The organism is Clostridium sardiniense (assembly GCF_019753795.1).
GTDB lineage: Bacteria > Bacillota > Clostridia > Clostridiales > Clostridiaceae > Clostridium > Clostridium sardiniense.
Map to the genome: position 1 here is coordinate 1 of NZ_JAIKTU010000060.1, position 353 is coordinate 353.

General features: G+C 49.3%; 4 tRNA genes. All 4 read right to left on the minus strand.

Annotated elements, in window-relative coordinates:
- Positions 1-14: 14 nt before the first annotated feature.
- A tRNA-Leu gene (locus K5V21_RS19180) sits at positions 15-98 on the minus strand.
- Between the two features lie 17 nt (positions 99-115).
- Positions 116-191 (minus strand) — tRNA-Lys (locus K5V21_RS19185).
- A gap of 5 nt (positions 192-196) precedes the next feature.
- A tRNA-Gln gene (locus K5V21_RS19190) sits at positions 197-271 on the minus strand.
- 3 nt (positions 272-274) lie between these two features.
- A tRNA-His gene (locus K5V21_RS19195) sits at positions 275-350 on the minus strand.
- Positions 351-353: the final 3 nt, after the last annotated feature.

Here is a 353-nt window from a genome sequence, read left to right on the forward strand (position 1 = left end):
ATTAATTTAATTAATGGTGCAGGTGAAGGGAGTCGAACCCCCACGCCTAAGGCGCTAGATCCTAAGTCTAGTGCGTCTGCCAATTCCGCCACACCTGCACGTTATTTAATTAAATTGGTGGCTCGCCCGGGAATCGAACCCGGGACACCATGATTAAAAGTCATGTGCTCTACCGACTGAGCTAGCGAACCATTTATGGCAGGGATAGCAGGATTTGAACCTACGAATACCACAGTCAAAGTGTGGTGCCTTACCGCTTGGCGATATCCCTACATGGGGTGAATGATGGGACTCGAACCCACGACAACCAGAACCACAATCTGGCGCTCTACCAACTGAACTACATTCACCAT